Origin of the sequence: Variovorax rhizosphaerae (assembly GCF_037889975.1) — a bacterium.
Classification (GTDB): domain Bacteria; phylum Pseudomonadota; class Gammaproteobacteria; order Burkholderiales; family Burkholderiaceae_C; genus Variovorax; species Variovorax rhizosphaerae.
This window is the reverse complement of record NZ_JBBKZT010000007.1, coordinates 1-26,218: the sequence shown is the minus strand read 5'-3', so window position 1 is coordinate 26,218 and position 26,218 is coordinate 1. Positions and strand designations below refer to the sequence as shown.

27 protein-coding genes are annotated in these 26,218 nt (G+C 66.7%); 10 read left to right on the top strand and 17 right to left on the bottom strand.

What is annotated here, in order from left to right; translation table 11 throughout:
- Positions 1 to 16: 16 nt before the first annotated feature.
- Both WKW82_RS15725 and WKW82_RS15720 read left to right on the top strand, forming a co-directional pair.
- Complete coding sequence (locus WKW82_RS15725) at positions 17 to 1,102, top strand: phosphotransferase (RefSeq protein ID WP_340343249.1); 1,086 nt, start codon at positions 17 to 19, stop codon at positions 1,100 to 1,102.
- Positions 1,103 to 1,132: 30 nt separating this feature from the next.
- Entirely contained in the window at positions 1,133 to 2,404 is a 1,272-nt protein-coding gene (locus tag WKW82_RS15720; protein ID WP_340343248.1) for an acyl-CoA dehydrogenase family protein, read from the top strand.
- 172 nt (positions 2,405 to 2,576) lie between these two features.
- Here the strand turns inward: WKW82_RS15720 and WKW82_RS15715 are convergent, their stop codons facing one another.
- Positions 2,577 to 3,461: a DUF3014 domain-containing protein gene (locus WKW82_RS15715; protein WP_340343247.1), complete on the bottom strand. Its 885-nt coding sequence runs from the start codon at positions 3,459 to 3,461 to the stop codon at positions 2,577 to 2,579.
- Positions 3,462 to 3,566: 105 nt separating this feature from the next.
- On the opposite strand from WKW82_RS15715, the gene WKW82_RS15710 reads away from it, so the two are divergent.
- Together WKW82_RS15710 and WKW82_RS15705 are read left to right on the top strand one after the other, a co-directional pair.
- On the top strand, positions 3,567 to 4,196 hold the full coding sequence (locus tag WKW82_RS15710; RefSeq protein WP_340343246.1) for a flavin reductase family protein: 630 nt from the start codon (positions 3,567 to 3,569) through the stop codon (positions 4,194 to 4,196).
- Positions 4,197 to 4,209: 13 nt separating this feature from the next.
- Positions 4,210 to 4,608: a cupin domain-containing protein gene (locus WKW82_RS15705; RefSeq protein WP_340343245.1), complete on the top strand. Its 399-nt coding sequence runs from the start codon at positions 4,210 to 4,212 to the stop codon at positions 4,606 to 4,608.
- A 4-nt stretch (positions 4,609 to 4,612) separates the two neighbouring features.
- On the opposite strand, the gene WKW82_RS15700 is transcribed toward WKW82_RS15705, so the two are convergent.
- Together WKW82_RS15700 and WKW82_RS15695 are read right to left on the bottom strand one after the other, a co-directional pair.
- Positions 4,613 to 5,287 (bottom strand): DsbA family oxidoreductase, encoded by a 675-nt coding sequence (locus tag WKW82_RS15700; RefSeq protein ID WP_340343244.1) that lies wholly within the window; start codon positions 5,285 to 5,287, stop codon positions 4,613 to 4,615.
- Between the two features lie 49 nt (positions 5,288 to 5,336).
- Positions 5,337 to 6,278 (bottom strand): LysR family transcriptional regulator, encoded by a 942-nt coding sequence (locus WKW82_RS15695; protein WP_340343243.1) that lies wholly within the window; start codon positions 6,276 to 6,278, stop codon positions 5,337 to 5,339.
- 133 nt (positions 6,279 to 6,411) lie between these two features.
- Between WKW82_RS15695 and WKW82_RS15690 the strand changes: the two genes are divergently transcribed.
- Positions 6,412 to 6,804 carry a cupin domain-containing protein gene (locus tag WKW82_RS15690; RefSeq protein ID WP_340343242.1) on the top strand — a complete coding sequence of 131 codons (393 nt, stop codon included), beginning with the start codon at positions 6,412 to 6,414 and terminating at the stop codon, positions 6,802 to 6,804.
- A 44-nt stretch (positions 6,805 to 6,848) separates the two neighbouring features.
- On the opposite strand, the gene WKW82_RS15685 is transcribed toward WKW82_RS15690, so the two are convergent.
- From WKW82_RS15685 to WKW82_RS15670, 4 genes are read right to left on the bottom strand one after another with little or no spacing between them, the layout of a single operon-like run.
- Entirely contained in the window at positions 6,849 to 7,616 is a 768-nt protein-coding gene (locus WKW82_RS15685; RefSeq protein ID WP_340343241.1) for an alpha/beta fold hydrolase, read from the bottom strand.
- 19 nt (positions 7,617 to 7,635) lie between these two features.
- Positions 7,636 to 8,067: a carboxymuconolactone decarboxylase family protein gene (locus WKW82_RS15680; RefSeq protein ID WP_340343240.1), complete on the bottom strand. Its 432-nt coding sequence runs from the start codon at positions 8,065 to 8,067 to the stop codon at positions 7,636 to 7,638.
- Positions 8,067 to 9,278, bottom strand: a complete 1,212-nt coding sequence (gene pcaB / locus WKW82_RS15675) for a 3-carboxy-cis,cis-muconate cycloisomerase (protein ID WP_340343239.1) — start codon at positions 9,276 to 9,278, stop codon at positions 8,067 to 8,069. The genes WKW82_RS15680 and pcaB overlap by 1 nt, the downstream gene beginning before the upstream one ends.
- 18 nt (positions 9,279 to 9,296) lie before the next feature.
- Positions 9,297 to 10,217 carry a shikimate dehydrogenase family protein gene (locus WKW82_RS15670; RefSeq protein WP_340343238.1) on the bottom strand — a complete coding sequence of 307 codons (921 nt, stop codon included), beginning with the start codon at positions 10,215 to 10,217 and terminating at the stop codon, positions 9,297 to 9,299.
- 166 nt (positions 10,218 to 10,383) lie between these two features.
- On the opposite strand from WKW82_RS15670, the gene WKW82_RS15665 reads away from it, so the two are divergent.
- Complete coding sequence (locus WKW82_RS15665) at positions 10,384 to 11,169, top strand: IclR family transcriptional regulator domain-containing protein (RefSeq protein WP_340343237.1); 786 nt, start codon at positions 10,384 to 10,386, stop codon at positions 11,167 to 11,169.
- A 22-nt stretch (positions 11,170 to 11,191) separates the two neighbouring features.
- Here WKW82_RS15665 and WKW82_RS15660 read toward each other — a convergent pair whose 3' ends face one another.
- From WKW82_RS15660 to aroC, 3 genes are all read right to left on the bottom strand, one after another.
- On the bottom strand, positions 11,192 to 12,016 hold the full coding sequence (locus WKW82_RS15660) for a phytochelatin synthase family protein (RefSeq protein WP_340343236.1): 825 nt from the start codon (positions 12,014 to 12,016) through the stop codon (positions 11,192 to 11,194).
- Between the two features lie 87 nt (positions 12,017 to 12,103).
- The gene (locus tag WKW82_RS15655) at positions 12,104 to 13,294 is read right to left on the bottom strand and encodes an MFS transporter (RefSeq protein WP_340343235.1); all 1,191 of its coding nucleotides are present in this window, start codon (positions 13,292 to 13,294) and stop codon (positions 12,104 to 12,106) included.
- Between the two features lie 3 nt (positions 13,295 to 13,297).
- Positions 13,298 to 14,416 carry a chorismate synthase gene (aroC, locus tag WKW82_RS15650; protein WP_340343234.1) on the bottom strand — a complete coding sequence of 373 codons (1,119 nt, stop codon included), beginning with the start codon at positions 14,414 to 14,416 and terminating at the stop codon, positions 13,298 to 13,300.
- Between the two features lie 377 nt (positions 14,417 to 14,793).
- Between aroC and WKW82_RS15645 the strand changes: the two genes are divergently transcribed.
- The 3 genes from WKW82_RS15645 (at position 14,794) to WKW82_RS15635 (ending at position 15,967) form a co-directional block, all read left to right on the top strand.
- Positions 14,794 to 14,988, top strand: a complete 195-nt coding sequence (locus tag WKW82_RS15645; RefSeq protein ID WP_340343233.1) for a hypothetical protein — start codon at positions 14,794 to 14,796, stop codon at positions 14,986 to 14,988.
- Between the two features lie 119 nt (positions 14,989 to 15,107).
- Complete coding sequence (locus WKW82_RS15640; RefSeq protein WP_340343232.1) at positions 15,108 to 15,419, top strand: hypothetical protein; 312 nt, start codon at positions 15,108 to 15,110, stop codon at positions 15,417 to 15,419.
- 125 nt (positions 15,420 to 15,544) lie between these two features.
- Positions 15,545 to 15,967, top strand: coding sequence for a cupin domain-containing protein (locus tag WKW82_RS15635; protein ID WP_340343231.1), 423 nt, complete (start codon positions 15,545 to 15,547; stop codon positions 15,965 to 15,967).
- Between the two features lie 11 nt (positions 15,968 to 15,978).
- On the opposite strand, the gene WKW82_RS15630 is transcribed toward WKW82_RS15635, so the two are convergent.
- Together WKW82_RS15630 and WKW82_RS15625 are read right to left on the bottom strand one after the other, a co-directional pair.
- On the bottom strand, positions 15,979 to 16,956 hold the full coding sequence (locus WKW82_RS15630) for an NAD(P)H-dependent flavin oxidoreductase (RefSeq protein WP_340343230.1): 978 nt from the start codon (positions 16,954 to 16,956) through the stop codon (positions 15,979 to 15,981).
- 105 nt (positions 16,957 to 17,061) lie between these two features.
- Positions 17,062 to 17,880 (bottom strand): enoyl-CoA hydratase, encoded by an 819-nt coding sequence (locus tag WKW82_RS15625; RefSeq protein ID WP_340343229.1) that lies wholly within the window; start codon positions 17,878 to 17,880, stop codon positions 17,062 to 17,064.
- Between the two features lie 205 nt (positions 17,881 to 18,085).
- On the opposite strand from WKW82_RS15625, the gene WKW82_RS15620 reads away from it, so the two are divergent.
- Positions 18,086 to 18,862: a VOC family protein gene (locus WKW82_RS15620; RefSeq protein WP_340343228.1), complete on the top strand. Its 777-nt coding sequence runs from the start codon at positions 18,086 to 18,088 to the stop codon at positions 18,860 to 18,862.
- Positions 18,863 to 19,085: 223 nt separating this feature from the next.
- Here the strand turns inward: WKW82_RS15620 and cydX are convergent, their stop codons facing one another.
- The 5 genes from cydX to WKW82_RS15595 form a co-directional block, all read right to left on the bottom strand.
- Positions 19,086 to 19,232, bottom strand: a complete 147-nt coding sequence (gene cydX / locus WKW82_RS15615; RefSeq protein WP_340343227.1) for a cytochrome bd-I oxidase subunit CydX — start codon at positions 19,230 to 19,232, stop codon at positions 19,086 to 19,088.
- Between the two features lie 150 nt (positions 19,233 to 19,382).
- The gene (gene cydB, locus WKW82_RS15610) at positions 19,383 to 20,537 is read right to left on the bottom strand and encodes a cytochrome d ubiquinol oxidase subunit II (RefSeq protein WP_340343226.1); all 1,155 of its coding nucleotides are present in this window, start codon (positions 20,535 to 20,537) and stop codon (positions 19,383 to 19,385) included.
- Positions 20,538 to 20,540: 3 nt separating this feature from the next.
- Positions 20,541 to 22,142, bottom strand: a complete 1,602-nt coding sequence (locus WKW82_RS15605; RefSeq protein ID WP_340343225.1) for a cytochrome ubiquinol oxidase subunit I — start codon at positions 22,140 to 22,142, stop codon at positions 20,541 to 20,543.
- Positions 22,143 to 22,183: 41 nt separating this feature from the next.
- Entirely contained in the window at positions 22,184 to 23,878 is a 1,695-nt protein-coding gene (locus WKW82_RS15600; protein WP_340343224.1) for an amino acid ABC transporter ATP-binding/permease protein, read from the bottom strand.
- A 58-nt stretch (positions 23,879 to 23,936) separates the two neighbouring features.
- On the bottom strand, positions 23,937 to 25,904 hold the full coding sequence (locus WKW82_RS15595) for an ATP-binding cassette domain-containing protein (protein ID WP_340343223.1): 1,968 nt from the start codon (positions 25,902 to 25,904) through the stop codon (positions 23,937 to 23,939).
- Positions 25,905 to 26,218 lie beyond the last annotated feature (314 nt).

Below are 26,218 nucleotides of genomic sequence, written 5' to 3'. Positions count from 1 at the left end.
CGCCCAGTACCCCGACATGACCGACTACCAGAATTTCATCGGCACGCGTGCCGTATCGCCGCAGCATGCCTTCGACATCGACGCGCTGACGGCATGGCTCGAAGCCAACCTCGAAGGCTTCAAGGGCCCGCTCACGGTGGAGATGTTCAAGGGCGGCCAGTCGAATCCGACCTACAAGCTGGTCACGCCCGGCCAGAGCTACGTGATGCGCGCCAAGCCCGGTCCGGTGGCCAAGCTTCTGCCCTCCGCGCATGCGATCGAGCGCGAGTACAAGGTGATGAGTGGCCTGGCAGGCACCGACGTGCCGGTGCCGCGCATGTACTGCCTCTGCATCGATGAAAGCGTCATCGGCCGCGCCTTCTACGTCATGGAATTCATGGCCGGCCGTGTGCTGTGGGACCAGTCCCTGCCCGGCATGAGCAACGATGAGCGCAGCAAGATCTACGACGAGATGAACCGCGTGATCGCGGCGCTGCACACCGTCAGGTTCGCCGATCGTGGCCTGGCCGACTACGGCAAGCCTGGCAACTATTTCGAGCGGCAGATCGGCCGCTGGAGCAAGCAGTACATCGCGTCCATCACGCAGCCCATCCCCGAGATGGACAAGCTCATGGAATGGCTGCCGGTGCACATGCCGGCCAGCGCGCGCGACGAGAAGATGACCAGCATCGTGCATGGCGACTTCCGCCTCGACAACCTGATGTTCCACGCGACGGAGCAGCGCCCCATCGCCGTGCTCGACTGGGAGCTGTCGACGCTCGGCCATCCGCTCGCCGACTTCAGCTACCACTGCATGTCGTGGCACATACCGGAAGGATTCGGCCGCGGCATTGGCGGGCTCGACCACAAGAGCCTGGGCATCCCGACCGAGAGCGAATACATCCGCAAGTACTGCGAGCGCACCGGCCTCACCACGCCCGAGGCGCTGGCGCCAGACTGGAACTTCTACCAGGCCTACAACCTGTTCCGCATGGCCGCGATCCTGCAAGGCATTGCCAAGCGGGTCGAGGCCGGTACCGCGTCGAGCGAGCAAGCCGTGGCATCTGGCCGCGGCGCCCGCCCGGTGGCCGAGATGGCATGGGCCTTCGCCCAACGCGCCTGACGACCCTTTTCACCCCTGGAGACAGCAAAGATGGATTTCGAATATTCGGCCAAGACCCAAGAACTGCAGAAGCGCGTGCGCGCTTTCATGGACGAGCACATCTACCCGGCCGAGGCCGACTACACCGCGGAGCTGGCCGCCAACACTGCGGCGGGCAAGCGCTGGACCGCTTTGAAAACCGTCGAAAAGGTCAAGGAGAAGGCCAAGGCCCAGGGCCTCTGGAACCTGTTCCTGCCGGTAGACAGCGCGCATGTCGCGGGCTATGCCGGCGCCGGCCTCACGAACCAGGAATACGCGCCGCTCGCCGAAATCATGGGCGCGGTGCCCTGGGCCAGCGAAGCCTTCAACTGTTCGGCGCCCGACACGGGCAACATGGAAACCATCGCCCGCTACGGCTCCGAAGCCATCAAGGCGCGCTGGCTCAAGCCGCTGCTGGAAGGGGAGATCCGATCGGCCTTCGCGATGACCGAGCCGGCCGTGGCTTCGAGCGACGCCACCAACATCTCGACCCGTATCGAACGCCAGGGCGACGAGTACGTCATCAACGGCCACAAGTGGTGGATCTCTGGCGCGGCCGATCCGCGCTGCGCCGTCTACATCACCATGGGCAAGACCGACCCGGATGCGCCCAAGCATTCGCAGCAGAGCATGGTCATCGTGCCGGCCGACACCAAGGGCATCCGCATCGTGCGCCCGCTCAACGTCATGGGCTATGACGACGCGCCGCACGGCCACGTCGAGATGCACTTCGAGAACGTGCGCGTGCCCGTCGACAACATCCTGCTGGGCGAAGGCCGCGGCTTCGAGATCGCCCAGGGTCGCCTTGGCCCGGGACGCATCCACCACTGCATGCGCCTGATCGGTGTGGCCGAGCGTGCGCTCGAGCTGATGTGCAAGCGCGCCTCGTCGCGCGTCGCCTTCGGCAAGACCGTCGCCTCGCAGACCGTCACGCAGGAGCGCATCGCCGAAGCGCGCTGCAAGATCGACATGGCCCGCCTGCTCACGCTCAAGGCTGCCTGGCTGATGGACGTGGCCGGCAACAAGGTCGCCAAGAACGAGATCGCGATGATCAAGGTCGTGGCACCGAACATGGCCTGCCAGGTGATCGACTGGGCCATGCAGGTGCACGGCGGCGGCGGCATGAGCGACGACTTCCCGCTCGCCATGGCCTATGCCCACGCCCGCACGCTGCGCTTTGCGGACGGCCCGGACGAAGTGCACCGCAACGCGATCGCCAAGTGGGAACTGGGCAAGTACGCAGCCGACAAGCGCGAAGCGGACATGCCCGTCACGCGTTTCTGATGGATGAGCAGGGCCGCGGCCTGCGGCACTGACGCGAGGCTCGGCTCATTCAACTTGGCAATCAAACGCCAAACAAGGCGGCGTGCTGTGGACAGTGCTGCAGTACGGCCAAGGCGATCCAGCGCAGTGAGGCGTATGAAGGCGAAATCAAGTCAGGCGGATGGCGCCCGCATCAACCCTTCGGCACCGCGCCACCCGCAATCCCCTTGCGGAACTCCGACAGCTTCGCCTTCAGCCGCTTCTCGTTGCCCGCACCCATGCGGACCATCATCTTCTGCCCCGCCGACAGCGACTCCAACTGCGGGTCCGCGAACTCGTAGCGCGTCCAGGGCTGCGCGGAGGCGTACTCGCCCTTCACTTCGGTGAGCTTCACCTGCGGCGGCGCGTCGGGCTCCGGTGCCTGCAGCAGATGGTCGAGCACCGCGACCAGCCGGTCGTTGAAGTAGCCCTTGGGATAGCCCAGTTCCTCATACGCCTGCTGGAAGCGCGGGTACAGCTTCACGTACAGCGCCACGGCCTTGCGCGTGTCGACTCCCTCGGCAAACGCCACAAAGGGTGCATAGCGCTTCGCGTTGTCCGCCGCGATGTGCTGCGAGGCGCCCTCGCCCGCCACGCTGAAGCGCTGCGGTGTGGGCTGCACCGGCCACATGCGCGTCGTGGCCTGCTCGCGGGTCAGGTTGTCGACCGTGGCGACCACGCGTCGCGTGAAGCCGTCGACCTGCAGGAACGAGGAAACCGCCTGCTGGCCGAGCAACGCCATCAGCAACTGGGCCATTTGCGCATCGGGGTCGGCCGGCGGCGCGGCCTCGGGGGGCTGTGGCTCGATCGGGAACAGCGGGCCGGTCGCCACCGGCGCAGGGGGCGGCGCCGGCTCGTCTTCCACCGGCGGTGTCACAGCCGGCGCCACGGCCACCGGTGCGGGTTGCTGCCGCTGCGTGCTGTACCACCACCAGCCACCGGCACCGATCGCCGCCGCGATCAGCACCCCCACGATGATGCGGGAGGCCGAGGATTCACGCTGGACTGGCCTGAAATCTGCTGTGTCCCATTCGGGCATGGACTTCGCTCCTTGCTGGACCTTGAATACATCGCTCATTGGAAACCCGTCATCCCGCTTTCGGGGTAACGTGCTGTGAGCAATCCCCTGACTCATCATCCTCCCATGGACATCGACTTCGCCGCACTCACCGAGCACCAACGCTACAAACTCATGGCCAGCCTGATCGTGCCACGCCCGATCGCTTTGGTCACTACGCTCGGACCCGATGGCGTGGTCAACGCCGCGCCCTTCAGCATGTTCAACATGCTCGGCGAAGAACCGCCCATCGTCATGATCAGCGTCAACCGCCTGGAGAACGGCGTGCTGAAGGACACGGCCGCCAACATCGTTCGCACCGGCGAATTCGTGGTGCACCTGCCCGACGAGGACACGGCCGAGCAGATGCACCGCTGCGGCGACCGCCATCCGCCGCACGTCTCCGAACTCGACGTGGTCGGCTTCACCGCCCTGCCAAGCAACGCCGTGAAGCCGCCGCGCATCGCGGAGGCGCCCGTGGCCTTCGAATGCACGCTGTGGGAAAAGCTGGAAACCACCAGCCGCCAGATCTTCATCGGCCAGGTGCGGTGGATGCACGCGCGCGACGAACTGATCGACACCGAGACCTGGCGCGTGCGGCTGCAGAACTACTACCCCATCGGCCGCTTCGGCGCGAGCTTCTACGTGAAGACGCGCGAGCGCTATTCACTCGCCGCGCAGGGCGCGACACGCAGCACGTCGATCGACGAGATCTGAGGAGGAGCCTTCCATGTCATCGGTTTTCAATGAACGACTTTCCGGCAAGCTCGCGCCGACGCCGGGTGGCTCGGTGTACGTCGACCCCTCCCAACTGGAATGGCAGCCTTCGCAATTTCCCAAGATCCAGATGATGGTGCTCTACCGGGACGACGCAGTGGGCGAGATGACGGTGCTGCTCAAGTGGGAACCGGGCGCCGTGCTGCCCTTCCACAAGCATCCGGAAATCGAACAGAGCTTCGTGCTCGAAGGCTCCTTCTACGACCACGACGGCATCTGCCGCGCGGGCCAGTTCGTCTATCGCGTGCCGGGCTCCATGCACGAGACCCGCTCCGACGAGGGCTGCCTGCTGCTGGCGGTCTATCGCAAGCCCAACATCTTCTTCAAGAGCGCCAGGTTCGTCGCAAGCTGAACGGCTACGCGACCGCTGTCGTCGACGGCTGCGCGCCGGCGATCTGCCGCAGCGCCCGCTCGAACACCTCGACCGGCTGGCCACCCGAGATCAGGTGCTGGTTGTTGATGATGATCGCCGGCACCGAGTGGATGCCTGCATCCGTGTAGAGCTTCTCCCTCGAACGGGTTTCGGAGGCGTACTCGTCGCTGTTCAGGATTTCGCGGGCGCGCGCCACGTCGAGGCCGACCTCGCCGACCACGCGCAGCAGCAAGTCGTGGTCCGAGGGGTTCTCGCCCTTCGTGAAGTAGGCGGCCAGCAGCGCCTTCTTCAGCGCGCGTTGTTGTTCTGCGCCTTGCAGTTCAGCCCAGTGCAGCAGCCGATGCGCGTCGAAGGTGTTGTAGATGCGCTTGCGCAGGCCGATGCCGAATTCGAAGCCGACCGCCTCGCCGCGCTGGCGGATCATCTCGCGCATCTGCGCCTGCTGCTCCGGCGAGGAGCCGTACTTCTCGCGGATGTGCTCCTCGATGTCCTGGCCCTCGGGCACCATCCTCGGGTTCAATTCGAAAGGCTGGAAGCGCAACTCGGCCTGCACATCGGCCGCGACACGGGCCAGGGCCGCCTCGAGGGCACCCAGCCCGATGGCGCACCAGGGGCAGGACACATCGGACACGAAATCGATCTGGAGTTGGGCTGTCATGTGGGGGCAGGCCGCACCGGCGGCCGAGTGAAAAAAGTAGCGACATTCTTCACTGTGGTGGCGACCCTCGGCGTTTCAAGGTCTTGGGCCTCGGAGGCGGAGGCGTGACCCCGAGCGCCGTCAGCGCATCCAGCAGCACCCGCACGCGCGGCGGCAGCAGTCGCTGCGACGGGTACACCGCGCTGATCGGCATCGGCAGCGGGCGCAGCGACGGCAGCAGCTCGACGAGGCGGCCGTCCCGCAACTCGTCGTCCACCATGACGCTGGGCAACTGCACGATGCCCAGGCCCAGCACGGCGGCCTGCACCAGCGCCTCGCCATCGTTCAGGCGCAGTTCGCTGCGCGGTTGCAGGTTCACGGCCTTGCCACGCTGCACCAACTGCCAGGGCCGATCGCGGCCGCTGCTCGGCATGCGGAACAGCACGGCCTTGTGCTGTTCCAGCGCGGCGAGCGTGGAAGGAATGCCGTGCCGGTCGACGTAATCCGGGCTTGCGCAGAGCAACAGGTACTGGCTGTCGAATCGGCGTGCCACCAGCGTCGAATCCTGCAGCGCGCCGATGCGCACCGCCAGGTCGATCCCATCCCTGACCAGTTCGACGAAGCTGTCCTGCAAGCGCAGGTCGAGTTCCAGTCCCGGATGCTCGGCCTTGAGACGCGCCAGCACCGGCAGCACCACGCGGCGGCCGTAGACGATCGGCATGTCGACGCGCAGCGTGCCGACCACGGTGGCGCGAGTGCCGGCGGCATCGGCATGCAGGTCCTCGATCTCGGTCAGCACGCGTTCGCAACGCCGGTAGAGGCGCTCGCCGTCCGGCGTGAGGCTCACCTGCCGGGTGGTGCGATGGAACAGCTTGACGCCGAGCGAGGCTTCCAGCCGCGACACCGCCTTGGCCAGCGTCGAGGGCGCACTGCCCAGCTCGCGCGCCGCTGCGGCAAAGCTGCCATGCCGGGCCGTTTCCGCGAACGAAAGGAACTGCTGGACGCCTTGCATGCGAGGGCTCCCATTGAGGAAGAAACGTCCTCAATGTAGTGGCATAGAGCCCGCTTCACAACGCACCAGCGTTTTTTGAAACTTGCGTTTGCCGATCCCCCGGCCCCCGCCCCCTCAATCACCGGAGCCTTCGATGACCACACCAGCTTTCTCGACGCCCATCGTCTCCCACGCCGATCTGCCGGTCGCGCACATTCCCGGAATCGAGCACCGCACGTTGGCGGACGAACGCAGCGGCCTGCACGACCTCAGCGTCTGGCAGCAGACCATGGCGCCGGGCGCGGCGACGCCGCCGCACCGCCATGACGCCGAGGAAGTGGTCGTGTGCCACAGCGGCCACGGCGAGTTGCACATGCAGGGCCGCGTGCATCGCTTCGGCCCCGACAGCACGCTGCTGATCCCGCGCAACGTGCCGCACCAGATCTTCAGCGTCGGCCCGGAGCCGATGTTCTGCACCGCGACCTTCGCGACGTCCCGCGTCGAAGTCTTCGGCCCCGACGACGAGCGGATGGAACTGCCGTGGTAGTCGGCATGGAAGGCGTGAGGACTTCGTAGCGAGTGCGTCGAGAGTCAGAGGCTGCGCCAGAAGTCGATGAGCAACTCGGCAAACTCCGCCGGCCGTTCCACCGCGCTCAGATGCGCCGCGTTGATCGTCACGAGCCGCGCGCGCGGAATCGCGTCGGCCATCTCCTGCGACATCGGCATCGGCGTGGCCTCGTCCTGCAGGCCGCCGATGACAAGCGTCGGCACCGCGATGCGCGGGTTGCTCTGCCGGAAATCGATGGCCGCGACGGCATTGCAACTGGCGATGTAGCCCGCCGCGTCTGTCTTTTCCAGCGTGTCCTGCAGCGCCTTCGCAGCGGCCTGCCCTTCGAAGGTCGACACCCATTCCGGCGTGAGCCAGCGCGACACCGCGCCCGGCGCAATGGCCGCGACACCTTGCGATGCGACCGTCTGCACCCGCGCAAGCCACGGCGACTGGTCCGGGTAGAACGCCGATGAATTCGCAATGACCACGCTGCGCAACAGGTCGGGCCGACGCTCGGCCAGCGCCTGCGCCGTCATGCCGCCCATCGACAGGCCCACGAAATGCACCGTCTCGCCCGGAGCCTCGCGCTCGATCAGCGCGACGGCATCGTCGGCCAGCGTCTCGATGCCGAAGGCGCCCGCCGAATTGGCCGAGAGGCCATGGTTGCGGTGGTCGTAGCGAATCACCGTGTGCGCGCGTGCAAGCGATGCGGCCACGCCGTCCCACATGTGCAGGTCGCAGCCCAGCGCATGGCTCAGCACGACGATGGGGCCCTGGCCTTCACGGACGACGTTCAGTTCAATGCTCATGGTCTCTCCTTGAAATTGCTCAGGCCGCGGCGGCGGGCAACAGGCCCTTCTCGCGCAGGATGCCGGTCGCGATGCCGAAGGCATGGTTGGCCACCGGCACGCCGCAGTAGATGGCCGACATCATGATCACTTCCTTGATCTCGTCGGGCGTGAGGCGCGATTCCGCCGGACCGTCCAGCGCGGCGCGAACGTGCATCGCGAATTCCTCATAGGCATGCACGCCCAGCATCATCGACAGCACCATCAGCCTGCGCGTCTTGTCGCCGAGCGCGGGCCGGCCCCAGATGTCGTTCCACGCATGGCGCGTGATCATTTCCTGGAACTCGCTGTTGAAGGCGTTGCGGTTGGCCAGCGCGCGGTCGACCCAGGCGTCGCCGAGCACGCGGCGGCGGTGCACCAGGCCTTGCGTGTAGTCGGCGTGGTCGGCCGAGGAGTCGTTGTGGTTGCTCATCAAAGGTTTTCCTTGTTCGGTTTATCGAGGCCACGCAGACGCTCGACCTGCGCCAACGCGAGGCGCCCGGCGTTTTCCGCGAGCGCGGGGTTGAACCATTCATCGGCCGCTTCCTTCGGCAATTCGGCGCGCAGCCGATCGATGTTGGCGCGCATGCGGACCACATCGACCTGCAGGCCCGGCAAGGCCGAGGCGAGCGCGCGCACGCTGCCATGCGCCGACATCAGCAACTGCGGCCATTCGGCCAACTCGGCCTGCCAGGCGCCGAGCGCGCGCTCATGTTGCTGCGGCATCGCGCCCAGCAGCGCGGCCACGCGTTGTGGCGCGCGCTGCGCAGCCGCCAGTGCGACCATCGATGCGACCGGATTGCGCTTGTGCGGCATCGCCGAAGACCCGCCGCGGCCGGGCTCGGTCGGCTCCATGACTTCAGCGACTTCGTACTGGCCGAGCAGCGAGATGTCGAGCGCGATCTTGCCGAGCGCGCCCACCATCAAGCCCAACTCGCAACCCAGCGCAACCCATTCGTCGCGCTGCGTGTGCCAGGTCGCGCCGGCGTTGCCCAGTTCGAGTTCATCGGCCATCCGTTGCATGACCTCGCCGCCCTTGCCGCCCATCTGCGCGAGCGTGCCGACGGCGCCGCCCAACTGGACGTTCAGCGCATTGGCCTTCGCCACGCGGAGACGGTTGCGGCTGCGCACCAGCGGCGCGACCCAGCCCGCGCACTTGTAGCCGAAGCTGGTGACGGAGGCCGGCTGCATCAGCGTGCGCGCCAGCATCGGCGTGGTCGCATGCTGGACGGCATGCTCCAGCAGTGCGTCGATGGCGCGCGACAGATCGGCCTCGATCAGCGCCATCGCGTTGCGCGTGACCTGTGCCGTCGCCGTGTCGATCACGTCCTGGCTGGTGCTGCCGAAATGCGTGTACGCGACCGCGTCGGCATTGAACAGTCCCACCGCTTCCTTCAGCGCCTTGACCAGCGGGATCGCCACGCTGCCGGCGCGACCGCTCTCGCGCACGATGCGGGCCACGTCGAACAGTTCGACCTTGCAACTGTTGACGATCGAATTCGCCGCCGATTCGGGGATCAGCCCGACCGCAGCCTGGGAACGCGCCAGCGCGGCCTCGAAGCGCAGCATGGCGTCGACGAAGCTGCGGTCGTCGAACGCGTCCAGCGTCTCGGGGGTGGAAAGAAAACCTTCGAAGATGCTCATGAGTGGGTCCCTGTGGATCTAGGCCACATTGGCCGAGTGGTAGCGCAGCGGCTTGTCGATCTCGCCGCGCATGGCCTCGGGGTAGATCTGCTCGCGCAGGAAACGCATGTCGTGCCGCACGCCATTGGCGGCCGCGCCGTAGCCGAAGTAGTCGAGGTAGTTGGGCATCTGCTGGATCAGCATTTCGAAGCCCGCCTGCGCATGGAGCCCGCGTGCGCGCACGGCCTGTACCAGCGGCGTCGGTTGGCCGCGCAGCAGGATGTCGAACAGCGCCGCATGCGACTCCATGCGCGACACGTCGCAGGCCAGCGGGTCGCCCGGTTGCAGGCCGGCTTGCGAGGCGTTCACCACCAGGTCGTAGCTGGCCGGATCGCTGGAATCGACCGACACCACGGTCGCGTCGAAGAAGGAGTCAAGCTGCGTCGCCAGGCCGATGGCCTTGCCCGCTACCGGATCGTAGAAGGCGATGTGCTCGGCGCCGTCGACCGTGCCGCCCTCCGCCAGCGCCACGCCGATGGCCGCGGCGCTCACGCCCGCGCCCAGCACCAGCACTCGCTTGCCGCGGAACGGGATGTTGTAGTAGTCGAGCGCATGCACCAGGCCTTCGCCGTCGAACAGGTCGCCTTCGAGCTCGCCGTTGCTGAGGCGCCGCACGATGTTGGCGGAGCCCGCCACGCGCCCGAACAGCCCGCAGCCATCCAGCAGGCTCACGATCAGCGGCTTGTGCGGCGGCGCGATCACCATGCCCTTGAGGTTCTTCGCGAGGAAGCTCGCCTTCAGGAACACGGCCAGGTCACGCGCGGCGACCCGCGTGGGCACCATGACCGCGTCGATGCCAAAGCGCTCGAACACCGCGTTGAACATGCGCGGTACGCGGACGTTGGCGATCGGATCGCCCGGGATCAGGTAGAGGTCGGTGGTGCCGTTGATGGCCTGCATGTCTCGCTTCCGTTGTTCCGGCATCGCTCGCGCGGCGATGCCGTTTCAGCCGGACTTTAACGGCTCACATGGCTTGGTGATCCACTTTTCAACCCGTTCGTGCGATCATCGATCCGCCTCAGGCGATCATCGTCCGCTTGCCGGGGTTTCACCGAGGAGACGCTCGATGGCGAGAGAAGAAAACGAAGCCCCGCCGGGACTCGAGAAGCGCGACTGGATCGCCGGCCTGGAGCGCGGCATCAGCGTGATCGAAGCCTTCGACGACGCCAACCCGCGCCTCACCGCCAGCCAGGCCGGCCAGCGCACCGGCATGACCCGCACCGCCGCCCGCCGCTACCTGCTGACGCTGCAATACATGGGCTACGTGGCCAGCGACGGCAAGCTGTTCTGGCTCACGCCGAGGGTGCTGCGGCTGGGCCAGTCGTACCTGGAGTCGGCGCGGCTGCCACGCATCGTGCAGCCCTTCCTCCAACGCGTGTCGGCCGGCACGCACGAGGTCGTCTACCTCAGCGTGATGGACGGCGACGAGGTGGTCTACATCGCGCGCAACGGCCCGAATCGCAACATGAGCACCGGCTACGTGCTGGGCGCGCGCGTGCCGGCGCAGGTGACGGCCGCAGGCATGCTGATGCTGGCCCTGCGTACCGATGCCGAAATGGACAGCTGGCTCGCCTCGCACGAGTTGGCGGTGTTCACCTCGCACACGATCGCCAGCAAGGAGCGCATGCGCTTGGAGTTGATGCGCATCCGGGCGCAGGGCTGGTCCTTGTCGGAGCAGCAACTCGACCTGAACTCGCGCGGCATCGCGGTGCCGCTGCGCGACCGCCGCGGCGACCTGGTCGGCGCGCTCAACATCACGATGCCGATGGGGCATGAGGGCAGCGAGGACGCGGTGAAGCGCGTGCTGCCGGTGCTGCGGGAGACGGCGCAGGCGATGCGGAATTTGATCTAGCCGCAGCGCAATCGCGGCGGCCTCATGGCCCGTTGACCACGACGTACCCGCGGTTCTCCACGGTGTCGAAGGTGCGCATGGCCTTGACTAGCGCCGCCGTCGGCACCCACGCCCAGCCCGCCGCGCCCGGATTGACGTCGAGCACGAGGAATGAGTCCGACGCGGCGTCGTACGCACCGAGCGGCGAGATGTGGCCACCGCCCTTCTGGCCCAGGGCTTCCCGCCGGTAGTTCACGATCACGTAGTCGCCGCTGCGCGCGAGGTTGTCCGCCATGTCGGCGCGGATGGTCTGCTCGGACAGCGCATCGTCGACGACCACGGCTCTCGTGACGAGGCCGTTCCCGCGCAACATCGCGTCGAACTGGCGCAACTGGTAGCCAAAGTCCCGCACCTGCTTGCCGCCAATGTCGGCAGGCTCGCCCAGCACTTGGGCACGCGTCTTGGGGCCCTTGTCGATCACCAGATCCTGCGTGAAGCGCGGCACGATCGGGTCGGCACCGGGCGGCAGGAACTGCACATCGTCCTTGCGCAGGCGCGTGCGGTCGCGCGGCAGGTCGGCGCTGCGGCTGTGCATCGTGTTGAGCACGATCGCGGCCGAAGTGGGTCCGCAGAACGCGCTGTTGTACTGGGCTTCGAACTGGTTGGCGAGCGCCGCGAAGTCCGCCTTGGCGCGTGAACGGGCCAACCGGGCCACCCCTTCGTCGGAGGCGAAAGGGACCAGCGCAGGCGACGCATTCGCCTTAGCGCTGGTCGTGGCCGCGTTCGTCGCGCCGTCCGTGGCACAGGCCGACAGCAGCGCCGCGACGGAGAGCAATGCGGCACTGGCGAGGCTTCTGATCGGGGGCACGGCGGACTCCATGGGTTGAGGCGAGCGGCTCATTGTCATGGACTGCATCACGTTGCGTACGAGCGGCACGAATACGGCCCCACGCAGTCAAGCCACCGCGGGCTGCGGCGACTGTCGCTCGATGCGTTCCAGCTGCAAGGCACACCCGGTGGCCAGCACGCACAGCAAGGTGGAGGCGCCGAACATCACGCCAAAGCCGAACCGGCTCGCAATCGCACCGCCGAGCAGCACACCCGCCACACCGCCCACGCCATACCCGACGACGGTGAACAGCGCCTGCCCGCGCCCGCGCAACCGGCCGGGAAAGAAGCGCGTGACCATGGCGATGCAACTGGTGTGGTGCGCCGCGAAGCTCAGCGCGTGCAATGCCTGCGCCAGCATGATGGCCACCAGCCACTGCCCCGCCGCGCCGGTGATCGCCATCCGCATCGCGCCGGCCACACCGCAGACCACCAGCCACCGCGCCATCGGCATGCGCGCAATGAAGCGCCCCTGGCCGAAGAACCAGGCAATCTCCCCCACCACCGACACGGCCCAGAGCACACCGATCATGGCCTTGCTGTAGCCCAGCGAATCGAGGTACAGCGACAGGAAGCCGTAGACCCCGAAATGCGCCGTGACATGCAGGCACAGCGAGGCCAGGAACCAGCGCACCGCCGGCTGGCGCAGCACCGGCCCGATCGGTGCGTGCGCCTCGTGCGAGGCGGCCGGCAGCTCCCGCATGTCCGGCAGGCGCCAGGCCGACAGCAGCACCAGCGCCAGCGTCACGGCCGCCCAAGCCGGAAAGTGCCGCATGCCGAAGCGCTCGAACCATTCGCCCGCGATGAACACCGTCACCAGGAAGCCCGCCGAGCCCCAGAGGCGGATGCGCCCGTAGCGCCCCCAATCGCCGGCCACCAAGTGCGCCATGGCCGCCTCGGTGAGCCCCATCATGGAACTGGTGTGCGTGAACAGCAGCAACAGCACCAGCGCGATCCACCATGCCCCGCCCTGGATCCACAGCCCGAAGGACACCACCAGCGCAATCGCGGCACTGATGCGCAGCAGTCGCACCCGCTCGCCCGTGTGATCCGAAAGCGCGCCCCACGCATACGGCGCGAACACCCGCGTGAACGATTGCACCGCCGCCAACAAGCTGATCGTGAAGATCGGCAGGCCCTGGTCCTTCAACCAGAGCGGCAGGTAGGGGTTGAAGAAGCCGATGTGCGCGAAGTAGCTGGCCGACAAGGCAGCGAACGCCAGCAACTGGCCGCGGCTCGCGCCGCCCGTCGCCGTCACCGCCTAGAGCAGCGACGATTGCGGAACGGAGGCGTCGCTGGTGGCAGGCTCGCCGTTCGCGCCCACGTCGCCGTTCTGCGCGCGATTGCGCAGCGCATGCTCCATCACGACCAGCGCCAGCATCGCCTCGGCGATCGGTGTCGCACGGATGCCGACGCAGGGGTCGTGGCGGCCCTTGGTGACGACTTCCACCGGCTGGTTGTTCACGTCGATGGACTTGCGCGGGCTGATGATGGAACTGGTCGGCTTGATGGCGATGCTGACTTCCAGGTCCTGCCCCGTGCTGATGCCGCCGAGCGTGCCGCCCGAGTTGTTGGTGTCGAAGCCTTCCGGCGTGATCGAGTCGCCGTGCACGGTGCCGCGCTGCGTCACGCTGCCAAAGCCGGCGCCGATCTCCACGCCCTTCACCGCATTGATGCCCATCATGGCGTAGGCGATGTCGGAATCCATCTTGTCGAACAGCGGCTCGCCCAGGCCGACCGGCACGTTCGATGCCGTCACGCGGATGCGGGCACCGCAAGAGTCGCCGGCCTTGCGCAGCGCGTCCATGTAGGCCTCCAGTTGCGACACATCGGCCACCGGCGCGAAGAAGGGATTGTTGGGCACGTGCTCCCAGCTCTCGAACGGGATCACGATGTCGCCGATCTGCTGCATGCAGCCGCGGAACACGGTGCCGTACTTCTCGGCCAGCCACTTCTTGGCGACCGCGCCGGCCGCGACCATCGGCGCCGTGAGCCGCGCCGACGAACGCCCGCCGCCGCGCGGGTCGCGGATGCCGTACTTTTTCCAGTAGGTGAAGTCGGCATGGCCCGGTCGGAACTGCTGGGCAATGTTGCCGTAGTCCTTGCTGCGCTGGTCGGTGTTCTGGATCAGCAGCGCGATCGGCGTGCCGGTGGTCTTCCCTTGGTACACGCCGGAGAGGATCTGCACCGCATCAGGCTCATTGCGCTGCGTGACGTGACGGCTCGTGCCGGGGCGGCGGCGGTCCAGGTCGCCTTGGATATCGGCCTCGCTGAGCGACATGCCGGGCGGGCAGCCGTCGATGACGCATCCGATCGCAGGGCCATGGGATTCACCGAAATTGGTGACTGCGAAAAGGGTGCCGAAGGTGTTGCCGCTCATGGCGCGGGATTATCCCAACAAACGCCGGTCGGCCGGTTTCGCCCGCATGGTGCCTCGCATCGCGTCACGGATGCGGCTTTCATACAACACATGGTCAACGCCAACATTTAACCAATTGCAACGTTGATTACTACTTTTGGCGCAATGGACAAGGCATGGAATGGTCGTTCGAACCATTGCAAGACATCGATACCGGCAGTAGGCCCTTGCTAGGCAAACAGCACCCAGCCCTCGATGGACAGGGCCGACCTGGGCAATTGCCACAAAAACCGTCAGGGCCGTTGTTTAAAGTGCAAATCGCGGGGAGACTCAGGAATGGGAGAAGCAGCAATGGTTGGCCAGTACACGCCGGGACGGCGGAAGCGGATTGCCACGAAATGATGAGCGCCAAGAGCGACATGGGCATTGCCTTCAGTCAATGGCAGGAGTTGACGGATGCCTATGCCATGCAGATCGACGCCCTGGCGCGCCGCATGCCCGGCGCTGCAGCAGAAGTCGCGCGCCTGGCCCAGGCCATGAAGGCGCACGAACTCGCGTTTCGCGCCTCTGCGTGGGCGTTGCCGCCCGCATAGGGCCGCGCCAGTACTCTTGATCTAGTCGCGTGGCCATACGACGTATGGACACCCTATTTCCCGCTGAATACCTTAGGTCTCGGTCGAATGACGACCGTCTCCCGCAAAGGTATTCGCCCATGCAACCACACCTGCAGATTCGCTGCATCCGCCCTCAGGTCTATGCCTACAGCCTGAGCGCCAGCGCCAAGTCGTTCCTGCACAGCGAGACCACGCTCGAGTCGCTGGAACGGTGTCTTCTGGATGCCTGCGATGCATTGGGCCACTACTTCACGAGCGTTCAGATCAGTCTTGAAGGCCAGCCATTGGGCAGCTACGGAGTCGCGTTGGTCCGGCGCAATGCACCCGCATTGGCGCGCCAGTTGCGGGAGCGATTCGTGATGGCGCGGGAGCGCCAGGCATGCCCACTTTCGGTCGTCGGCACCGCATAGGGGCACGCCTTCACGACGCCGTTCGCAGTGCGAGCAGGCCCCAGATTCGCGCCAAACGGGCGCCTCCCTCGGGAATGGTTTTTGCGTGCTGCGGCGCAGCATCAACCATCCCGAAGGAATGCCCCATGCTGGACCGAACCGCTACCAAGTTCTCGCACGTCAAGCCCGGCGACACGCAGTTCGTCTCTGGCGGCTTGCGCGATTTCTTCCTGTACCGCGACCTTGGCATTGCCGAAGCCACCAACGGCGCCGTCATCGCGCACCTGGTGAAGGCCAACATGCCACCGGACGAGGGCACCGGATGGCACCGCCATGAGGCGGACTTCCAGATCGTGATCATGATGAAAGGCTGGGCCCGGTTCATGTACGAGGACCAGGAGACGCTGGTGGAGGCCGGCGACGTCGTGCACCAGCGCCCGGGCATCCGCCACTACCTGTTCGACTACTCGCCCGACATGGAGTACCTCGAGATCGTCTCTCCGGCGGATTTCAAGAGCGTCGACGTCGAACCCGCCGCCGCAGTGCCGCCCGCCACGCCCTGGAAATAGCCAGCAGCCGATCAGCGCGCGGCAAAGCCCGCCAGGCGCTTTCCGATGATGGCCTCGGCCTCGCCCATGATCCGATCGATCAATTCCTTGACGGTCGGCACATCGCGGATCAGGCCGGCCACCATGCCGCAGGACCAGGCGCCGGCATCCATCGCGCCCTCTTTCATGATCTTCGGATAGACGCCGGCGACCTCGTCGATGATGTCCTCGAAGGTCAGCGCAGCGCCCAGCGATTTTTCCTTCTCGATCAGGCGATCGACCGCGTCGTTGCGGAGCACGCGCTCGGTGTTGCGCAGCGGGCGCATCACCAGCCGCGTGTCGAGTTCGCTGGCGGCCACGATGGCCTGCTTGACGTTCTCGTGCACCGGCGCCTCCTTCGTGGCGATGAAGCGCGTTCCCATGTTCATGCCCTCGGCGCCCAGCGCCATCGCGGCCACGAGCGAGCGGCCGTCGGCCATGCCGCCCGAGGCGACGAAGGGGATCTTCAACTCTTCGGCCGCGCGCGGCAGCAAGATGAAGTTGGGCACGTCGTCCTCGCCGGGGTGGCCACCGCATTCGAAGCCGTCGACGCTGACCGCGTCGCATCCGATGGACTCGGCCTTGAGCGAGTGGCGCACCGAGGTGCACTTGTGGATCACCTTGACGCCCGCTTCATGCAATGCAGGCAGCCACTTCTGCGGATTGTTGCCGGCGGTCTCGACCGCCTTGACGCCGCCGTCGACGATGGCGCGGATGTAGCCCGGATAGTCGGGCGAGCTCACGGTCGGCAGGAAGGTGAGGTTCACCCCGAAGGGCTTGTCGGTCATCTCGCGGCAGCGCGCGATCTCCTGGGCCAGCAGTTCGGGCGTGCGCTGCGTCAGGCCTGTGATGATGCCGAGGCCACCGGCGTTCGACACAGCGGCGGCCAGCTCGGCAAAGCCGACGTAGTGCATGCCGCCCTGGATGATCGGATGCTCGATGCCGAAGAGTTCGGTGATGCGGGTCTTCATGAATAAGGGTCTGGTCTTGTTGAATGTCTGTCGTGCGGGCGCCATGTGCCGTGCCACAGGCGGAAGGAAGCGTAGCGCCGGTCCCCCTGCGCTTTCACACCGATGTCAGCGCCCGCTGAACGCCGGCGCGCGTTTTTCCAGGAAATGCGCCACGCCTTCCTTGAAGTCCTCGCTCTTGAACGATGCATGCATCTCCTCGTCGGCACGTTCCCAGGCACCGTCGAGATCCTGGAACAGGCCGTCGTACACCTGCCGCTTGATGACGCCGATGGAGCGCGGCGAGGCGAAGTGCACCAACTCGCGCGCGGTCTGCTGCACGCTGGCCAGGAAACCTTCGGCCGGTACGGCTTTCACGAGGCCCAGCGCTGCGGCTTCGCTCGTCACCACCGTGCGGGCCGACATCAACAGGTCCAGCGCATTCGTCACGCCGACCAGCCGCGGCAGCATCCACGACGTACCGTGCTCCGCGATGAGCCCCCGCCTTGCAAAGGCGGTGGTCAGCTTCTGCCCCTCGGCCATGTAGCGGAAGTCGCAGAACAGCACCATGCACAGGCCGATGCCAGCGATAGGCCCGTTGATCGCCGCGATCACCGGCTTGGGCACGCGCAGCAGGTAGCTGAAGCGCCAGGCATAGTTGCGCTCGATGCCCTGAACGCGCGGCTTCAGCGAACTTGCGTCCGCGGTGCCTTCACCGCCCGAGGCCGCGCCGGCTTCGAGGATGTCCATGTCGGCACCGGCACAGAAGCCGCGACCGGCGCCGGTCACGACGATGGCACGCACGGCGTCATCTGCAGCAGCCTCTTCGATGGCGGCGCGGAACTCGTTCTCCATGCGCTGCGTCCACGCGTTGAGCCGCTCAGGGCGGTTCAGCGTGATGGTGCAGACATGGGCCTCGACGGCGACGGTGATGTCCTGGTAAATCATTTGCAAATCCTTCGGTTCGTGTGTCGGCCGTCGCCCGTGGCATGCGTGTCGGACGGCGCCACGATGCAGTCGCGGCTGCGCACGCGCGTCATCGAAGTGCCGAAGAGCATCTGCAGCGCAATGGCGAGTGCCTTGTCTCTTTGATCCTGGCATTTTTAGTTGATATTTCCGGGTTCGACAGTCACTCGAGCAACAAAGGAGACATGTGACGAACACCTACCTGCGCCTGCGCCAGATCTGCCTCGTGGCCCGCGATCTCGACCTCGTGGTCGACGACCTCTGCGCCGTGTTCGGCGTGAAGGTCTGCCACCGCGACCCGGCGGTCGGGCAGTTCGGCCTGCGCAACGCCCTCATGCCCTTTGGCAGCAGTTTCCTTGAAGTGGTCGCGCCGGTGCGCGACGGCACCACCGCCGGCCGCTACCTGGAGCGGCGTGGCGGCGATGGCGGCTACATGGTCATCCTGGACAGCGAGGCCTTGCCGCGCTGGCGCGAGCATGTCGCCCACATCGGCGTGCGCATCGCCGCGCCCCTGGCCCTGGGGGACTACGAAGGCATGCAACTGCACCCGCGCGATACCGGCGGCGCGCTGCTCGAGATCAACACCACCAAGGACGGCGCCGACCTGCAAGGCCCCTACTGGCCGGCTGGCCCGCACTGGCGCGACGCAGTGGTGACCGACCGCGTCGAAGGCTTTGCCGGTGCCGTGCTGCAGAGTGCCGACCCTCTGGCGCTCGCGCACAAGTGGGGGCAGATCCTGCAACGCCCGGTCGAGAAGAACATGGCCGATCGGCAACTACAGGTCGACAACGCCACGTTGCGCTTTGCGCCAGCCACCGACGGTCGCGGCGAAGGCCTCGCGGCCGTCACGCTGAAAGTGCGCGATGCCGATGCCATCCGTCGAGCCGCAAAAGCACGCGGCCTGCCGTCGGACGCCGAGTGCGTGACCGTCTGCGGCACCCGCTTCGAACTTGCCAACCGATAGGACTTTGCAATCAAGCGCAGAACGCCGCAGACAGTGCTGCAGCACGGCAAGGCGATTCAACGCAGTCAGGCGCTTGATTGCGAAGTCGTACGAGACCGGGCGATTCCGAGCCTGCCTGGGGCTCCGTCCTCGCCTCGCCCGTCACGCGCGCGAAAGACCGCCAGATCCCGCGCAACATCATCGCCACGCAGGTGCGCGGCCTATGGCGTCCCCGCTACAGCCGCTACAGCCGCTCCTGCCCTTGCGGCCCTTCCGGCTCCAGCGCCGCCTTGCGAATCGCCTCGTCGTCCATCAGCTCGTACCACATGGCATTGAGCACCGCAAAGGCCGCCGCCAGCGGCAGCCCGAGCATCCACGCGAAGTACCACATCAGACAGTCCTTTCTCCAGATCTGATCGAGCCAAGGCAAGCGTCACGAAACCTGGTCGTGGGCACCCGCGGAACCCGTGGAAACGGCTTTGCCGGGCCGCTGGGTGCGCCCCCTCGAGTGCGCCCCGCCGCAGGCGCTTCGGGAACGCGCCTAGTAGGCATGACCACGCTCCTCGCGGATCGCGTCTTCATCCACCTTGCCCCACAGCACGTGATAGACCCATGTCGTGTACGCCAGGATGATTGGCAGGAAGATGCCGGTGCAGACCAGCATGATGAACAGCGTCAGGTGGCTCGATGAGGAGTCGAACACCATCAGGCTGGCGCGCGGGTCCAGGCTGGACGGCAGGATGAACGGGAACATCGATGCGCCCACGCTCAGGATGATGCCCGCGATGCCCAGCCCCGAGCACAGCAGTGCCAGCCCGCCGCGCCGCGCCATCAACGCGAGCAGCGAGCCGATGGCGCCGACGAACCCGAGCACCGGCGCGAGCAGCGTCCACGGATGGGCCGCGTAGTTGCTGAACCAGGCACCGGCGCGCACCTCCGCCGTCTTGAGCATCGGGTTCGAAGGTCCCAGCACATCGACGACGCTGGTGACGCGATATCCGGTCATCACCGTCAGCAGCAAGACGCCGGCCAACGCATACAGCGCCACCGTCAGCAGCGCCGCCAGCATGCCCAGCGAGCGAGCGCGCTCAGCCACCGCGCCATCCGTCTTGAACACGAGCCAGCCGGCGGCATGCATCGCCAGCATCGCGACGGACACCAGCCCGCACAGCAACGCGAACGGATTGAGCAGCGCCCAGAACGTGCCTTCGTAGAGGATGTGCATGTCGGCCGTGAAGCGGAACGGCACGCCCTGCAGCATGTTACCGATCGCGACACCGAAGATCAGCGAGGGCACCAGCCCGCAGTAGAACAGCGTCCAGTCCCAGCGCGTGCGCCACGCGGCGTCTTCACGCTTGCTACGGAACTTGAAGGCCACCGGCCGCAGGATCAACGCCGTGAGGATGACGAACATCGCGAGATAGAAGCCGGAAAACGACACTGCATACAACTGCGGCCAGGCCGCGAAGATGGCGCCACCACCCAGCACCAGCCAGACCTGGTTGCCTTCCCAGACCGGCCCCACGCTGTTGATGACCACGCGCCGCTCGATGTCGTTGCGCCCGACGAAGGGCAGCAGGATGCCGGTGCCCAGGTCGAAGCCGTCCGTCACCGCAAAGCCGATCAGCAGGATGCCCAGCAGCAGCCACCAGATCATGCGCAGCGTGTCGTAGGCCAGGAGTTCGTGGAGGATCATGGTTCAGCTCCCTGGGGCGAAAGGCCGGGACGGGTTCCGGCCGAAGCCGCGCAGCACATCGCCCACCAGGGGCGAATGCTCATCGAGCGGCCCCTTGCGAATGGCCTTGAGCATCAGCTTCATCTCGATGATCAACAGCACCGTGTAGATCACGACAAAGCCAAGCAGCGTGATGAGCAATGTCGTGGCCCCGAGGTTCGACACCGCCAGGGCCGTCGGCAGAACACCTTCGATGATCCACGGCTGTCGCCCGAACTCGGCCACCATCCAGCCGGCCTCTGCCGCAATCCACGGCAGCGGGATCGACCACACGGCGACGCTGAGCAGCCACCGGTGCCGGTCCAGTCGCCGTCGCGCCGACAGCACGAAGAAGGTTGCCGTCAACAGGATCAGGAACACACCGATCGCCACCATCACACGGAAGGACCAGAACAGCGGCGACACCTGCGGCACGGTGTCCCAGGCCGCTTGGCGGATCTGCTCGGGCGTGGCTTTGCGCGGATCATCGACATAGCGCTTTAGCAGCAGCGCGTAACCCATGTCCGGCCCGTTGAATTCGAAGGCATCGCGCACGCCCTGCGTCACCGCCGTGGTGCTGCCGGCCTCGCGAATCTGTTGCAGCGCGTCGTAGGCCTTGAGGCCCTGGACGATGCGCACCTCGGCCCGCTTGACCAACTCATCAATGCCGGGAATCACGGTGTTGAGCGAACGCGTGCCGATCAGGCCCATCACCCACGGGATGTGCACCGCATAGTGCGTCTCGCGCGCCTCCTGGTCAGGGAAGCCGAAGGCGGTGAAGTGCGCCGGCGCGGGCTCGGTCTTCCACATCGCCTCGATGGCCGCGAGCTTCATCTTCTGGTGCTCGCTCGACTGGTAGCCGCTCTCGTCGCCCAGCAGCACGACCGACAGCGAGGCCGCCAGGCCGAAGGAGGCAGCCACCGTCATCGAGCGTTTCGCAATCTCCACGTGCCGGTTGCGCAGCAGGTACCAAGCCGACACGCCCAGCACGAAAATCGACGCGCACGCATAGCCCGCCGACACCGTGTGCACGAACTTGGCCTGCGCCACCGTGTTGGTCAGGATCTCGTAGAAGTCGCTGACCTCCATGCGCATCGTCTTCGGATTGAACACCGCGCCAACCGGGTTCTGCATCCAGCCATTGGCGATCAGGATCCACAAGGCCGAGAAGTTGGTGCCCATCGCCACCGCCCAGGTCGTCACCAGGTGGCCCACCTTCGACAGCTTGTCCCAGCCGAAGAAGAATAGACCGACGAAGGTCGCTTCCAGGAAGAAGGCCATCAGCCCTTCGATGGCCAGCGGCGCGCCGAAGACGTCGCCGACATAGTGGCTGTAGTAGCTCCAGTTCATGCCGAACTGGAACTCCATCACCACGCCCGTGGCCACGCCCATCGCGAAGTTGATGCCGAACAGCGTGCCCCAGAACTTGGTGATGTCGCGCCAGATGACGCGGCCCGTCATGACGTAGACCGTCTCCATGATGGCCAGCAGGATCGACAGGCCGATGGTCAGCGGCACGAACAGGAAGTGATAGAGCGCCGTGGCGCCGAACTGCAATCGCGACAGTGCAACGATGTCCATGTCCATGGGGACGCTCCTCGTGTGTCTTGCTTGCTTTTTCTTGTCGATCAGTCGGGGCGCAGCGCATGGAGCGCGGCGTCGAAAGCGTCCGTGCCGCGCTTCAGGTCGGCAACCACGCACCCCTCCCTCAGGCAGACCAGCCGATCCGCCAGTTCTGCCTCTCGTCGCAGATGGGTGGCGATCAGCAGGCTCTTGCCTGCGACATGGCTGGACAGGCAGCGCAGCACATCGTGTGCAGTGGCGGTGTCCAGCGCTTCGGTGGGCTCGTCCAGAACCCACAGCAGCGTATTACGCAAGAAGAGCCGCGCGAGCGCAAGTCGTCTGGATTGCCCACCCGACAAGCCTAGACCGCCCTCGCCCAATGTGGTATCGAGGCCCGCCGACAGGGCTCGCACCTCGTCGCCAAGCCCTGCGTCATCGAGTGCGGACCACAGGCGCGCGTCATCGGCGGATGGGTCGGCCAGGCGCAAGTTGTCGCGCAAGCTGTCGTGGAACAGTTCGGTGCGCTGGGTCAGGAGGCAGGCGGGTTGCCGCGCGATGGTGCCGGCGATGGGTGTCATCTCTCCGGTCGCCATTGCAAGCAGTGTCGACTTGCCTGCGCCGCTTGGGCCGATCAGTGCCACGCGTTCGCCGGTGGCGATGGCGAATGACAGATGGGTCAGCACGTTCGCGGGGCTGCCGTCGTAGCGTGCCGACACGTCTTGCAGGCGCAATGCGAAAGGTATTGCGACTTCCGATGACGAAGGCACAGTCCCATCCGCCACGGCCATTCGCGGACCCAGGCGCTTCACCGCGAGCCATGTGCGGCCAGCATCGAGTGCGCCGCGCCGCAATGCGGCAAAGGGTTCAATCGCGGTCAACGCGAGGAGCAATGCCAGCGCCGCGCCGGGCGCGCCAATGACGCCCTCGCCCACCAGCCAACCCACCGCCAGCAACATGCCGACCAGGCTCACCGTGCCGGCCGCGCCATAGCCAAAACCGGCAGCGGTCTCGAGTCGGTTCAATGCCAGGTCGGCCCTGGCCAGGCGCGCATCGGCAGACGCCAGCGCATCGCATTGCGCGTCGATGCGGCCCGCCATCACGAGATCGGTCTGGCCCGCCACGAGGTCCACCGTGCGCGCACGCAAGGCTTCGATCGCATGGCCCCGCAGCACCGCAGGCCGAAGCGCGTGACGCGCGATGACCATCGCCAGACCCCAACCGCACACGACGAGCCAGAGCCCCAGCGCGAGGCCCACGCCCACATGCATGAAGCCGACGACGACGCCTGCCAGCAGTGCCGCACCCAAGGCCGCAAGGGCCGGCACCAGCAGGCGCAGGTAGAGCGATTCCAGTGCGTCGATGTCGGCGGTCAGGCGGAACAGCAGCCGCGATGGTTGCGCCAGCAACGCACGCGCGGCCTCGGGCTGCGCCCAGCCACGGAACAGCCGCACGCGCAACGCGGCCAGCACGCCGAAGGTCGCATCGTGCGTGACCAGCCGCTCCGCATAGCGCGAGGCCGTGCGCCCGAGCGCCAGCATGCGAATACCGGCCGATGGCGTGAACACGTCGAACACCACGGCGGTTGCGGCATTCAGGCCCGCCAGCGACGCCGCGGTGATGAACCAGCCCGACACGCCCAGCAAGGCCATGCCCATCAACACCGTGAGCACAGCCAGCAGCGCGCCCAGCCACAGGGCGCGCGGCTGCGCGTCGAGGAAAGGCCGCAGCACCGGCTTGAGCTGGCGCCATGCGGTGGTCATTGGATAACCTTCGCGCTGCGCGCTGCGGTGCGAGCGCCTTCGGGCGGCCGGGCGGCGCTCACGCGGCCCGCTCCAACGGCCCGGCATCCAGGCGGACCACGCGGCCGATGCGCGCGGCCAGCACCGGATCATGCGTGGCCACGACCATGGTCTTGCCGCGTCCCAATGCCAGCAGCGCATCGGCCACGCGCGCGGCGGTTTCGGTGTCGAGGTGCGCGGTGGGTTCGTCGACCAACAGCAGGTCGGCGTCCACATGCACGGCCATGCGCGCCAGCGCGAGCCTGGCGGCCTCACCGCCCGAAAGCCCCAATCCGCCCTCGCCCAATCCCACACCCGTATGCGCTTGCACCACGGACGCCAGTCCCGCAAGACGCATGGACTGCGCGACCTCCGCCACGCCGATGCCGACACGGCCCAAGGCGACGTTGGCTTCCACGGACGCCGCGAACACATGCGGCTTCTGCCCCATCCAGCCCATGCGCTGGCGCAATGCGCTTGCGGTGCGCTCGGACATCTGCACGCCGCCGATCTCGATCGCACCCCGTTCGGCAGGGAGCAGGCCCGCGAGCAGCGATAGCAGTACGGTCTTGCCCGAACCGCTCGCGCCCAGCAACGCGACGTGCTCGCCGGCTGCGATGCGGAGGTCGAAGTCCTCGAACACCGGCCGCTCACCGGGGTGCGCGAAGTGCAGGCGGCGAACGGTCACGGACGGCGTGGACGGCGTGGACGCCGTGGTCGGCGTGGACGCCGTGGTCGGCGTGGACGGGGTGGACGACGTGGACGGAGTGGACGACGTGGACTGAGTGGACGACGTGGACTGAGTGGACGACGTGGACGGCGTGGACGGCGTGGACGGCGTGGACGGCGTGGACGGCGTGGACGGCGTGGACGGCGTGGACGGCGTGGACGGAGTTGACGGAGTGGACGGCGTGCACTGTGCATGTGCATGTGCATGTGCGTGTCCGGACGCGGATGCGGATGCGGATGCGCGTGCGTGTGCAGGCACGGCCACCGCGTCGCCGCCAAAAACCGCCGCGTGCCCGCCGGGCAATGCAACACCATGCCGTTCCATCTGGCGGAGCGCATTCAATGCCGCCTCTCCTGCTGCCCGGTCATGCCAGACCGCCGCGATGTCCCGCAACGGCTCGAAAAACGCCGGTGCCAGCAGCAGGATGAACACGCCTTCGCCCAGCGTCAGCCGATCGCCCCAGGCGCCGAACTCCAGCGTCCCCAGCAGGTGAAATCCCACATACGCCGCCACCATCGCCACGCCGAGCGCCGAAAACAGTTCGAGCACCGCCGATGACAGGAACGCGATGCGCAACACCGCCATGGTGCGCTGCCTCAACGACTGCGCGGATTCGCCCAGCCGCTGCGCCGTGGCATCCACCGCGCCCAGCGCACGCAAGGTGGCGAGGCCGCGCAATCGGTCCAGCAGGAAGGCATTCATGCTGCCCATCTCCACCATCTGCGCCTTGCTCGCCGCCTGCGCCCGCATGCCGACGATCGCCATGAAAACCGGGATCAGCGGCGCCGCGACCAGCAGCACGACCGCCGCGACCCAGGAGAGCCAAGCCACCACGGCGGCGATCGCCAGCGGCACCACCATCACGCGCCAACGCGCCGGCTGATAGCGCACCAGGTATGGCACCACCGCCTCGGCCTGTTCGGCGACAACGCTGGCCGCCAAGCCCGAGGGCACACGCATGCGATCCGAGGGAGAGCCCGCTGCCAGCGCTGCCGCCGCCCGCGCCCGCAAGGCCGTCAGGTGGGCACGGGCCTGCACGAAGACACGACGCGCACCCCAGGCTTCGCAAGCACTGCGCATGAGGCCCAACAGCAGGATGCCCGCGGCCGGCCACCCCACTGCTGCCATGCCGTGCCCCGACGCGAGGCCGTCCACCGCCCAGGCCAACAAGGCCGCCTGCGGCAACCACAGCAAGGCCGCGACACCCTGCACCAGGCTGCCACTCTGTTGCACGGGGAGCGATTGCAAGTGCGGGCGCTGCGATGGAGGCGCTGTCATCCGTCGATGGGCTTGTCCAGACCGCCGCAGCGTGCGCCCTCCGGACGCCTTGCGCAACAGGCCATTCGCCCGGTTGCGCGAATTCTGGTCAGGGCGAACTCAGAATCTAATCCTTCTTGAAACCCGGCAATCGATAACGGTGCCACGGTCGCGGCTGCGCTTTGCGCAGCCCGGGACTCAAGAACTTTAGGCTACTATTGCCCCTCCAAAAAAGATCCACAGGGAGTGAGTTCACATGGCCACCAGAGCCCAGACTCTGCGCGCGTTGCTGCGCGACCGCCAGCACGCGCGGCTCCTGCGCCTGTCCTTCCCCC